At 32.5% G+C, this 13054-nt stretch carries 9 protein-coding genes; 6 read left to right on the plus strand and 3 right to left on the minus strand.

Annotation, left to right across the window (positions count from 1 at the left end):
• Positions 1 to 37: 37 nt before the first annotated feature.
• The 4 genes from ABD941_RS04715 to ABD941_RS04730 all read left to right on the plus strand — a co-directional run bounded on the left by ABD941_RS04715 (position 38) and on the right by ABD941_RS04730 (position 8581).
• On the plus strand, positions 38 to 6094 hold the full coding sequence (locus ABD941_RS04715) for an alpha-2-macroglobulin family protein (protein ID WP_345272875.1): 6057 nt from the start codon (positions 38 to 40) through the stop codon (positions 6092 to 6094).
• Positions 6095 to 6193: 99 nt separating this feature from the next.
• Positions 6194 to 6565 (plus strand): DoxX family membrane protein, encoded by a 372-nt coding sequence (locus ABD941_RS04720; RefSeq protein ID WP_345272876.1) that lies wholly within the window; start codon positions 6194 to 6196, stop codon positions 6563 to 6565.
• A gap of 80 nt (positions 6566 to 6645) precedes the next feature.
• Complete coding sequence (locus tag ABD941_RS04725; protein WP_345272877.1) at positions 6646 to 7161, plus strand: hypothetical protein; 516 nt, start codon at positions 6646 to 6648, stop codon at positions 7159 to 7161.
• Between the two features lies 1 nt (position 7162).
• A complete protein-coding gene (locus tag ABD941_RS04730) occupies positions 7163 to 8581 on the plus strand; it encodes a T9SS type A sorting domain-containing protein (protein WP_345272878.1) in 1419 nt (472 codons plus the stop codon).
• A gap of 1 nt (position 8582) precedes the next feature.
• Here the strand turns inward: ABD941_RS04730 and ABD941_RS04735 are convergent, their stop codons facing one another.
• Positions 8583 to 9104 (minus strand): DUF4136 domain-containing protein, encoded by a 522-nt coding sequence (locus ABD941_RS04735; protein ID WP_345272879.1) that lies wholly within the window; start codon positions 9102 to 9104, stop codon positions 8583 to 8585.
• A 183-nt stretch (positions 9105 to 9287) separates the two neighbouring features.
• On the opposite strand from ABD941_RS04735, the gene ABD941_RS04740 reads away from it, so the two are divergent.
• Positions 9288 to 9722 (plus strand): hypothetical protein, encoded by a 435-nt coding sequence (locus ABD941_RS04740; RefSeq protein ID WP_345272880.1) that lies wholly within the window; start codon positions 9288 to 9290, stop codon positions 9720 to 9722.
• A 258-nt stretch (positions 9723 to 9980) separates the two neighbouring features.
• Complete coding sequence (locus tag ABD941_RS04745) at positions 9981 to 10664, plus strand: sulfotransferase family 2 domain-containing protein (protein ID WP_345272881.1); 684 nt, start codon at positions 9981 to 9983, stop codon at positions 10662 to 10664.
• Here the strand turns inward: ABD941_RS04745 and obgE are convergent.
• Together obgE and ABD941_RS04755 are read right to left on the minus strand one after the other, a co-directional pair.
• Complete coding sequence (gene obgE, locus ABD941_RS04750; protein ID WP_345272882.1) at positions 10661 to 11659, minus strand: GTPase ObgE; 999 nt, start codon at positions 11657 to 11659, stop codon at positions 10661 to 10663. The genes ABD941_RS04745 and obgE overlap by 4 nt on opposite strands.
• Positions 11660 to 11813: 154 nt before the next feature.
• On the minus strand, positions 11814 to 12923 hold the full coding sequence (locus ABD941_RS04755) for an adenylate kinase (protein ID WP_345272883.1): 1110 nt from the start codon (positions 12921 to 12923) through the stop codon (positions 11814 to 11816).
• Between the last annotated feature and the right edge of the window lie 131 nt (positions 12924 to 13054).

Below are 13054 nucleotides of genomic sequence, written 5' to 3' on the forward strand. Positions count from 1 at the left end.
AACAGATTCAGAACTACTGAAATAAATTCAGCATATAATGAAACATAGACTATCCATACTAATGATTATACTTTTTGCAAATTTTTCTATTGCACAACAACCAAACTACGAATCGTTTTGGGAAAAAGTCAATCAATTTGAAACTAAAGGTTTGCCTAAATCTGCTTTAAACATTGTTGATGCTATTGAAAAGCAAGCCATAAAAGACAAAAACCATCCACAACTTATAAAAATCATGCTTTTTAAAAGCAAGTTTGCTTTAATTTTAGAGAAAGATGCCCAACTGAACATTATTAATGATTTTAAAAAGCAAATTGCGCTTAGTAACTTTCCAACTAAAAACATTTTAGAAAGCATCCTTGCTAATTTGTATTGGCAATACTTTAACCAAAACAGATGGCGATTTTACAACAGAACAAAAACTTCTAAAAAAATAGATGTTGAAGACTTTAGAACTTGGGACTTACAAACCCTTTTTAATGAGATTCATATACATTACCAAAACGCGTTGCAAAATGGGTTAATGCTCCAGCAGGAACCTCTAGAACGCTTTAGTGTTTTATTAAATGAACATAATGGTTCTAAAATTTACAGACCTACTCTATTTGATTTTTTAAACCATACAGCTTTAACATTTTACAAAACAAATGAAACCCATATTACCAACCCTGCTTATAAATTTAAAATTGATAATCCAAAGTTTTTAAGTCATGCAGAAACATTTTCAACCTTAAAAATAGAGTCTAGAGATTCAACGTCATTACAATTAAATGCTTTAAAAATCTATAAAGATTTAATTCGATTTCATTTAAAGGACAAATCACCATTTGCCCTAGCAGATGTAAATATAGAACGTCTAAAATTTGTAAAACAGCATGCCACTTTTAGTAACAAACAAACTATTTTATTAGATGCTTATAAAACCCAAAGCGACCAATTAAAAGCACATGAGGTTTCTAGTTTGTATGATTTTGAAATAGCATCCATATACAACCAACAAAGTCAAAAATATCAGCCTATGCCGGTAGCTGTCGAGACCAAAAATGAATACCGTTGGAGAGCGAAAGAAGCTATTGATATTTGTAATGCCGTTATTTCTAAATTCCAAAAAAGCAAAGGTGCCGAAAAATGTGCTCTCCTAAAATCTCAAATCGAACAACAAACCCTTCAAATTACTACCGAAGATTTTCTTCCTATTAAAAAGTATGCTCGCCTACTCGTACGCTATAAAAATCTGGATTCACTAAAATTCAATATATATAAGCTATCGGAGAGTCAGTTACAAAAGTTCAACAAAACCTATAGAAAAGATGAACAACTTGCCTTTATAAGTAACTTAAATGCTATAAAACAATGGAATAGCAAGCTAAGAAATGAGCAAGATTATCAAACGCACAGTACCGAAATTTTAATTCCCAAACTAAATAATGGTAGATATTTAATTGTTAGCACTTTAAAAAGCGACACAAATACTTTTGCTTTTGCCACTATACAAGTTACCAATATGGCTTTAGTGGAAACCGAAACACCTCAACATAAAATATTTCAAATTATTAATAGAAATAATGGTGCAGCAATCACAAATGCTAAAGTAGAATTATCCTATTATAAAAAGAATAGTGATAAAATATCAACAAAAAATTATACGACCAATAATTTAGGTGAGATTAAAATTGAAAAAAATAACAGTTGGTACAGAAATGTAAAACTGAAAGTAAAACACATAAACGATGTTGCTTATTTTGAAGATTTATACATTAACCAACAATACAAACAGCAGCAAGAAAAAATAAGCTATAAAGGGTTCTTATTTACAGACAGAAGCATATACAGGCCTGGGCAAACCATTTATTTTAAAGGTATTGCAATGCAAACTAAAAGAGGCAAATCTGAGGTTTTGCCTAATATGAAACTAAATGTAATGTTAAGAGACGTAAACCGTCAAGAAATCAAAATAATTGATTTTGTCACTAATGAATTTGGCTCATTTCAAGGTAAATTTATACTTCCAAATAATGGTTTAACTGGAAATTATAATTTAAATATTTCTTGCAAAAAAGTTTGGTTGGATGGCAATGCTAATATTTCGGTAGAAGAATACAAACGTCCAAAATTTGAAGCAAAATTCATACCCGTTGCAGAAACGTTTAAAATTAATGATTCCGTAACCGTTAAAGGAAAGGCTTTAGCTTATGCTGGGAGCAACATTACCGATGCCAAAGTAGTATATCGTGTACACCGCAAAGTGCAGTATCCAAGATGGTCTTTTTGGCACAGACCTTGGATAAATAGCGCCCCTCAAGAAATAACTCATGGCGAAACAATGACCAATGATAAAGGTGAATTTGAAATAACCTTTAAGGCCATTCCTGACAATAGCGTAGATAAAACAAATTCACCTATTTTTAATTATGAAATAATAGCCGATGTTACCGATTTAAATGGTGAAACCAGAAGTACAACTACTATTGTATATGTTGGCTATCATGCATTAATCGCTAACATGAGCATCGATGGCATTTTAGATAAAAGCAAAAAAACCCATGCTATAACTATTGACACCAAAAACTTAAATGGCGAATTTGTTCCTGCTAAAGGCACAATTAAAATTTACAAATTACAAACACCAAATTCGGTATTAAGACCGCGTCCTTGGTCTGCACCCGATTATCAAGATTTTTTTGAGGAAGATTTTAAAAATCTATTTCCACATGACATGTATAATAATGCGCAAAATCCAAATCATTGGAAAAAGGGCAAACTAGCATTTATAGCATCGTTTAACACAGCAAATACAACAAAACTCAATCTTGGTAAAATTAAAAAATGGCAATCCGGTCAATATCTAATCACTTTAGAAAGCAAAGATAAATTTGGTCAGTTGGTAAAAGACGAAATTAAAACAACGCTATATAGCAAGAATGATAAAACGGTTGCAGACAAACAACTATTTAACATAACAACCGATAAATCGTCGTACAACATTGGAGATACGGCCTATATAACAATGGGGTCGGCAGCTGTTAACTTAGCAGTTACAGTATCTGTAGAAAAAGATAAAAACATCATAAAAACAGAAATCATTACCTTAAACTCAAACAAGAAAACAATTAGCATTCCAGTTACGCAAAACGATTTAGGTGGACTGGTAATCCATTATAGTTTTGCTGCGTTTAATAGTTTTCAATCAGGTTCTCAGGTAATTAGTGTACCCTACCCTAAAACCAATTTAGAAATAGAAACGGTAACCTTTAGAGATAAATTACAACCAGGAACCGATGAAACTTGGCAATTTAAAATTAAAGGAGCTTACGGTGAAAAAGTAAGTGCCGAATTATTAGCAGGCATGTATGATGCTTCTTTAGACCAATTCAAAACACATCACTGGAATTTTAACCCAATACAAAACCCAACGTATTCCGCATTTAGCCATAACAAAGCAAATTCAAGTTTTGGAACACGTAATTTTAGAGTTTATAATACTAGATTACGAGTTAATTACCCACAACAATATTACGATCAGTTAAATTGGTTTGGGTTTCATTTTGGATATAGTAATATATATTTTTCAAAATCTTTTAGTAGCAGAGCTGATGGTGTCCAAATTGTTTCTGATGAAATGGAAGATGAAGAATCTATTCCTTTTATGAAATCAAGTGATAGCTCTAATCTCGAAGAAGTTATTATAACAGGCGCTGCCGTAGAAATGGATGATAAATCTAAAACTGAAATAAAGGAGGACATTTCAAATTTCGATAACATCCAAATCCGCAAAAACCTGCAAGAAACCGCATTTTTCTTTCCACAGTTAAAAACTGATGAAGCGGGAAATATTAGTTTCAGCTTTACAACACCAGAAGCTTTAACCCAATGGAAGCTCCAATTATTAGCACATACCAAAACTTTAGAAAACGCCACCAAAACCTTAACAACAGTAACTCAAAAAGAATTGATGGTCATACCAAATGTACCACGTTTTTTACGCGAAGGCGACAACATAACCATAAGTACTAAAATTGCAAATTTAACTGACAAAGCATTATCAGGAGAAGCTGTTTTATTATTGACAGATGCTATTTCTGGAAAAGATATCAATAGTAATCTTCACAATTCTCAAAACAATAAAACCTTTAGTGTTGATGCTAAAGGAAACACCCAAGTGTCATGGTATTTATCAATTCCAGATAACGTGCAGGCCGTGCAGTATAAAATCATTGCTAAAGCTAAAAATTATAGCGATGGCGAACAAAATGCACTACCTGTTTTAACAAACCGCATGTTGGTTACTGAAACCCTACCGATGTGGATTCGTTCTAACCAAACCAAAACATTCACTTTAGATAAGTTGAAAAGCAATATATCAACAACACTTAAAAATCATAAACTGACTTTGGAAATGACTTCCAATCCAGCGTGGTATGCTGTGCAAGCATTACCTTATTTAATAGAATATCCTTATGAATGTAATGAGCAAACATTTTCGCGCTATTATGGAAATGCTTTGGCGAGCCATATTACCAACTCTAATTCTAGAATTCAAGAGGTATTCAATCAATGGAGAAATACAGACGCCTTACTTTCTAACTTAGAAAAAAACCAAGACCTTAAATCTATCTTAATTCAAGAAACACCATGGGTACGTGATGCGCAAAGCGAAACGGAACAGAAAAAACGCATTGCCTTATTATTCAATTTAAATAAAATGAATAATGAATTGCATTCGGCAATATACAAGCTTAAATCTAACCAAATGCATTCTGGAGCCTGGGCTTGGTTTAATGGTGGACAAGAAAACAGGTACATCACACAACATATTATTACTGGTTTTGGACACCTTAAACAACTTAATGTCATTCAGAGCGATAGCGAAGAATCTATGATTCAAAAAGCTATCAAATACCTCGATATGCAATTTGTAAAAGAATATAACGATATTAGAAAATATGATGCTAAAGTAGATTTAAACAAAGATCATTTAAGCTATACGCAATTACATTATTTATACATGCGTAGTTTTTATCCAAACATTAAAAAGTCAAAAGAAGTTGAGACTATTATAACATACTATCAATCGCAAATTCAGAAATATTGGTTAAATCGCTCATTATATTCAAAAGGATTAATAGCTTTAGTCTCCCATAGAAATGATGATGCTAAAACAGCTTCCGCAATCTTAAAATCTTTAAAAGAAACAAGTATTACCTCAAAAGAATTGGGCATGTATTGGAAAGCAAATACCAATTCATGGTATTGGTATCAAGCACCAATTGAAACCCAAGCCCTTTTAATTGAGGCATTTTCTGAAATTGAGAATGATGTAGAAACCATAGACAATTTAAAAATATGGTTACTTAAAAACAAGCAAACAAACCGCTGGAAAACCACCAAAGCTACAACCGAAGCTGTATACGCTTTATTGCTTCAAGGTAGTGATTGGTTAAGTGTAACCGATATGGTTGATGTGATTATAGGTGATCAACAACTTGATTCTACAAAACTAAAAGATGTAAAAGTTGAAGCTGGAACTGGCTATTACAAAACATCGTGGACTTCATCAGAAATTAAACCAGAAATGGGAGAAATAAAAATTACCAAAAAAGGAAATGGTATAGCTTGGGGAAGTTTATACTGGCAGTATTTTGAAGATTTAGATAAAATCACTTCGGCCGAAACACCTCTAAAATTAAAGAAAAAACTATTCCTTAAAACCAATACAGATACTGGTGAGGAAATTTCAGAAATAACTTCAGAATCAAATTTAAAAGTAGGTGATTTAGTTCGGGTTCGCATAGAATTACGAAGCGATAGAAACATGGAGTTCATTCATATGAAAGATATGCGTGCTTCAGGTTTAGAACCTATAAATGTAATTTCAAAACACAAATGGCAAGATAGCTTAGGGTATTACGAAAGCACTAAAGATGCTAGCACCAACTTCTTTTTTGATTATTTACCTAAAGGTATCTACGTCTTTGAATATGATTTACGTGTAAATAATGCAGGCAATATGAGCAATGGTATTACCACAATACAAAGTATGTATGCCCCAGAATTTAGTAGCCATAGCAAAGGCACTAGAATTAGTATTGAATAAAAAAGCAGGTTAGTTAATCCACTGTGTTTCGACAAAGTTTTTGTAAGATTTATTTATAATTTACTATCTTTCAATTCACTAACTAATAAATATAGCATTATGAATTCAAAAGTTTTTATGATTCTAAGAATACTTCTTGGACTATTCGTTTTAGTTTTCGGACTTAACAAATTTTTACACTTTATTCCTATGGAAGAGATGTCTGCTGATGCTGGTGCTTATTTTGGAGCATTGGTAAACACCAAAACATTAACGCTAGTCGCTATTGTTGAAATTGTTGCGGGTCTAGCTTTAATATTCAACAAATTTGGAGCCTTATTAGCTTTAATTTTAATGAGTATTTCTGTAAACGCCGTATTATTTCATGCTACACTAGAACCAGGAAGTATTGCCGGAGCTTTAGTATTACTTGTTTTAAATGTTCTAGTCCTTTATGGTTATAAAGACAAGTATAAAGACTTGCTTAGCTAATTTATCTTAAACAAAAAGAGGTTTTAATAAGCCTCTTTTTTTATTTTCTTAACTTTGCATTGTTCTAACTTTAAAGAGACATGTATTACTGTTGCCCCAGAAGTGGTAATTACATAAAAAAGCTTTTCTTACTAACGTTTGTTTTTAGTATGGCTTCTTGTGCTTCAAAAAAACCCACAGTTAATAAAGACATTATTTTAAGTGAAAACCCCAAACTTCTATTTTTAAATTACACTATTACAAAAATAGCATCAGGAACAAAAAACATCAATTTTCATAGCAAAACAATTGCAGAGGGAAAACTCAAAAACTCTAACAATAAATATACAAAAACACCTTCTGTGGGGGACTTAAAATGTACCCAACTAAGTAATCGTTTATCAGAGCTTAGTACCATCTACATTAAAAACCCTTTAAATAAGGTTATTGAAATTCTTAATGATTCTCTTAGTTTCGAAAAACGAAAAATTGAACAAAACAGAGCAAACCTTTCTTTGAAACTACAATTACACCCCGACACAAAGTTTATAGAAATTAGCGAAATCGTTGATAGTTTAAATACGGTAAAACAACTCATAAAAACCAAACTAGAATAATATGAGGCACATTACACTTTTTGCAATTCTTTTTGCCAGTACCATTTTAAGCGCTCAAGTTTTTCCAGTTGAAACCATTAAAAACTCTGGAGAAAACGACAAGCGGATTAATCTGGTCATTCTTAGTGAAGGCTATCTATCTTCAGAATTAGATCAGTTTATGGTTGATGCAAATAGTTTTGTAGATAAAATGTTGCTACTATCACCTTTTACAGCATATGAAAATTATTTTAATATATACGCTATAAAAATACCGTCTAATGAAAGTGGTGCAGACCATCCTGCCACTGCTACTGATGTTGATGAATCTGGATTAACTCCTGACTTTGTAGACACTTATTTTAATGCGACTTATGACTCTTATGGAGCTCACAGAAGGTTGTTTTATGAAGTTGATGGTAATTACGCCAACAACACCGAATTAAAAATTAATGCTGTATTAGCTTCTAATTTTCCCGAATACGACCAAGCTATTATCATTGTGAATTCTAGCGATTATGGTGGTAGCGGCGGAGAATTCCCAATGGCTTACAATGGCTATTGGGGAGCAGATGTGACCATACATGAAATGGGGCATTCACTATTTGATTTATACGACGAATACTATCCAGGGGATACTTTTGCTGCCGAGGGTATTAATATGACTCAAGAATCTAACCCAAATGCAGTAAAATGGAAAAATTGGGTAGGAACAAACGATATTGATATCTACCAACATTTCGATTTTAGTGGTAACCCAAAAGACTGGTATAAGCCCAGACACCAAGAATGTTTAATGGAAGTATTGGGCAAACCTTTTTGTGCGGTATGTCAAGAAGGTATTATAGAAAAAATACATGATTTATTGTCGCCTATCGATTCTTATACACCAAATACCAATACCGTTAACAGTCCTACATTTCCTTTAAATTTTGAACTTAATTTAATTAAGCCCATACCGAATACTTTAGAAAGCGAATGGACACTCAATGCCGCTAATTTAGCCAATAATGTAGATGGTGTATCACTTTTAGAAACCGATTTGGTTGAAGGCACCAACACCTTAACCACGGTGGTGAATGATGCAACTGCATTACTTAAAGTGGACAACCATAATAGTTTTCATATATATACTGTTACGTGGACAATAAATTACTCAACCTTAGGTATTGAAGATATTGAAAGTGCTGTTAACAATTTCAATATTTCATTATACCCAAACCCTGCAAACACGTCTGTAAATTTAAAGTTTGAAAGCAACAACAACCAAAACCTAAAAGTTGATATTGTTAGTCTTGACGGTAAAAAAGTAAAAACACTATCTATTTCTAATTACGAAAACCAAAATATTGATATTAGTCATTTAAGCCCAGGGATTTACATTACAAATTTCTATACCAGCAATACATTAATTGCTAGTAAAAAACTGGTAAAAAACTAAGCTAATTTGCTGGCGGGTATGCCATTAGTACTTTTTCTACTATTGCAATTAAGCGCTCCTCTCGCTCTCCTGGTATTGCATTCGGGTTATAATTTGATTCACAAATAGCTTGCCAAAAGAGTTGTTTTTTGTTTTCATCTACAAAGTCTATGGTAATTTGACGGTTTATCTTAGATTGACCAATCGGTATGCCTATGGAAATACCACCACCAACGTTTCCTCCACCACCGCCTACGCCAACACCAACTGTCTGGCGTTGTGCTTCTTGATATTGCCTTGTTTTAATATCAATAAAAAAGTCTGGAGTATTAGACAGACTAAAACCTTTTGTTGTCATTTTAGCATCCAAAGCGTCTAAAAGTCTTTTTGTATCCAATTCGCTCAAACCTGTTTCCATATCATCGTAATAGTTATAGGTTTTGTATTGCTGGAAATTAGTTTGTTTATCGAAGTCGTAATTTACTCTGATTGGCGCGCAAGATACAATGAGCACTGCTAAGATGGCTATTTTTAAAAATCGCATGATTTAATTTTTTAATGGTATTCTGATTGTCATCAGAATGAATCAACTAATCAATTTAAAAAATTGAAGTTTCACTAAATTAAACAAAAATTATTCCAATGTTAGTTTTAGTTCGTTATAAAATCACAAATTGGGAATTTCTTGACTTTGTCAGAAAAATTATCTAATTTCGTTTAACAATCGATGAAGGTTATTCAAACGAGACTTTATCTTGACATTGTGTGTCATACTGAAAAACTGAATGGAATTAATAATCGTTTTTTTTTTATCATAATAGTTTTGGGTGTCGGAATTCCAATTGTAATTTCATATTTGATTTACAAGTGGATCAAGAAAAAAGGATTTGACAAAATATTAAGAATATTTGCTCTAACACCAATTTTAATCGTTGGATATTTTGTGTATGGAGCAATTTATCCTTCATCTAACTTTTATAAAACGGATTTTAACGAAGTTACGAATATGGAATTTCCAAATAGCGGAATAATAAAATATAAAACCGCCTCTTATCCTGACCATTTCGGAGATTATACCTCTTCATTTTTAGCTGTGTTTGAACAAGCGGACATAAAAAAAATCGAAAGTCAACTAAAAATAAGTGGATTTAAGGAAAAGTAAAATAAAATACACTCTAACGAACTCGAATATATTGAACAAAAAAAGGCAGAAAAAACTACTCAAAACAATACGTAATTCACACAATTGTAGGCAAGTATTATTCCATTGGGTTTTTAGATGATAAGGAGTCAGTAATAATAACAAGAGTGAGTTGGTAAAATTACTAACACGCAACATTTCTTATACATAATCATTAAACAAACACAAATTTATCTTTTGCTAACTTAGATAAATAATCAGAAAGATAAAAGAGAAGAAATGATATCACATAAATACAAATGTATCTTTATTCATATTCCTAAATGTGCAGGTACAAGTATTGAATCTGCATTAGGTCATCTTGAAAATTATAATGGACGTGGTGGACAAGACCATAGAACCATAAGAATGATAGAACAACCCTATTTGATTCCAAAAACATTTTCTTCTAAAGAAAATATTATGGAATTATTACGCAGAAATAAGCAACACCATTTTGATAAGACCTATAATTTTAGAAATAAATATAAGGTTACCAAACAACAATATAAATCATATTATAAATTTACTATTGTTCGAAATCCTTGGGCAAGAGCCTTTTCTTGGTACAATAATGTTATGAGAGATGAGATGCATATGAAAATTCATGGTATTGATAAAGATATCTCCTTTAAAGGTTTTTTATTAAAGTTTGCAGGAAAAGGAATGATAAGTCCTCAACTATATTGGCTTAAAAACTTTAATGGCAATATTCCATTAGATTTTATTGGGCACTTTGAAAATTTAGACGAAGATGTGCATAAAGTGTTCAAGGCATTAAACATGGAAGACACTACGCTACCTCACAAAGTAAAAAGCGAACAAAAAGATTTTAGAGATTACTATGATAAAGAAACTAATAATATCATTTTGAATACCTACAAAGAAGAAATAGACCTATTTGGCTATACATTTGAACGCTAATCATTCAACATCTTCCACAAAATATCTTTAAGCTCTGTAATACCTTGTTGTGCCACCGATGAAATAAATAGATACGGAATAGGAAGTTCATTATCCAACTCGACTTTCATTTCAGCTTTCAACTCATCATCAAGCATATCGCTTTTTGAAATAGCTATGATACGCTCTTTGTCAAGCATTTCTGGATTGTAGCGACGCAATTCATCTAACAGAATATCATATTGTTTTCTAATATCTTCAGCATCGGCTGGAATCAAAAACAATAAAATAGAATTACGCTCTATATGTCTTAAAAAGTAATGTCCGAGACCTTTTCCTTCGGCAGCGCCTTCTATAATTCCTGGAATATCGGCCATAACAAAAGTCTGAAAATCGCGATACTCAACTATACCCAAATTAGGCTTTAGCGTGGTAAATTCATAATCAGCAATTTTTGGTTTTGCTGATGTAACTACCGATAGCAATGTAGATTTTCCTGCATTCGGAAAACCAACTAACCCAACATCGGCAAGCACTTTTAATTCTAAGGTAATGTACTTTTCTTCTAAAGGAAGACCAGGTTGTGCATAACGCGGTGTTTGGTTGGTAGACGATTTAAAATGCCAATTCCCCAAGCCACCTTTTCCGCCTTCGGCAATAATTTGTTCCTCACCATGTTCGGTAATTTCTAAAATAATAGCGTTAGTTTCCGTATCTCGAACAACGGTTCCTAGTGGCACCTCTATATAAACATCTTCTCCATCAGCCCCAAAACTTCTACTTTTACTGCCGTGACCTCCATGACCTGCTCTAATATGCTTTTTAAATTTTAAATGCAGTAGTGTCCATAGGTTTGAATTCCCTCTTAAAATAACATGACCACCACGACCACCATCGCCACCATCTGGACCGCCTTTTGTAATATACTTTTCACGATGTAAATGCACAGATCCTTTACCCCCGTTTCCAGAGCTAACATACATTTTTACGTAGTCAACAAAATTTCCTTCAGTCATAAGTCAAGTTAAAAGTTAAGAGTTAAAAGTTAAAAGTTTTCACTCTTAACTTTTAATTTTTCCGCGGAAGCGAAAATATTTTAGAATATTAAAACTATAGCTTCAATTATAAAACTATAGTTTTATTTATGAGATTCCTTCTTTCGCAGGAATTTTAAAGACCGTCTATAACGGCACTTAAGCGTACCGTAATATCTTCAATACTACCAACACCATTAACTCCAAAATATTTGTTTTGTGCCGAATAGTAATCTTTTAGTATAGCCGTTTTACTGTAATATTCTGTTATTCTGTTTCGGATAATCGATTCGTCAGCATCATCAGCTCTTCCACTGGTTTTTCCGCGTTCAAGTAAACGTTGTACTAAAATTTCATCGTCTACTTCAAGAGCAATCATGGCATTTATTTGTGAATCTTTACTATCCATTAACTTGTCTAAAGCATCTGCTTGTGCATTTGTTCTAGGAAAGCCATCAAAAATAAACCCGTTAGCATCGGTGTTTTTTTCAACTTCAGCATTTAACATATCAATAGTTACTTGGTCTGGAACTAACTCGCCTTTATCCATATATGATTTAGCCAGCATTCCTAAAGCAGTTTCATTTTTAATGTTAAACCTAAAAACATCACCTGTAGAAATATGCACTAAATTATATTTCTCTTTTAAAAAGTTTGCTTGCGTTCCTTTTCCCGCTCCTGGAGGTCCAAATAATACTAAGTTTGTCATGTGTTGCGTTTCTTTTATTTGATATACTTCTGGCAAATTCCTCCCCAAACCATCATAATCTAAGCCGTAGCCCACAATAAATTTATTAGGAATTTCTATACCAACATAATGTAATTTAAAATCTTTTTTATAGGCTTCAGGTTTGTGAAATAGGGTAGCTATTTTTAACGATTTTACGTTTTCGTTTTTAAAAATCCTGTGTACCTCATGCAAGGTATTTCCAGTATCAATAATATCTTCTAAAATGATTACCGTACGCCCGGTTAAATCTTGAGTCAACCCAATTAACCTTTGGATATCTTCGGTAGATTTAACACCTTCATAAGATGCTAATTTTATAAATGTGACCTCGCAAGGGTTTGGATATTTCTTAACAAAATCACTCACTACCATAAATGAGCCATTCAAAATACCTATAAAAACTGGGATTTCATCCCCTACATCTTCAGCAATTTCAATAGCCAAACGCTGCATGGCTTCATCTATCTGCTTTGCAGAAATAAATGGTTTAAAATATTTGTCGTGTAGCTTTATCACGGGTTATAATTTTTAAAGTTGCAAAGATAATCAATAGATTAACGTCCCGATAGCTATCTGGACGATTTTTTGATTTACGATTTAAGAACTAATTTAAGATTTAAATGTATTTTTGCATATCTTAAAATCCG

Source organism: Flaviramulus aquimarinus (assembly GCF_039543205.1).
GTDB classification, from domain to species: Bacteria; Bacteroidota; Bacteroidia; order Flavobacteriales; family Flavobacteriaceae; genus Flaviramulus_B; species Flaviramulus_B aquimarinus.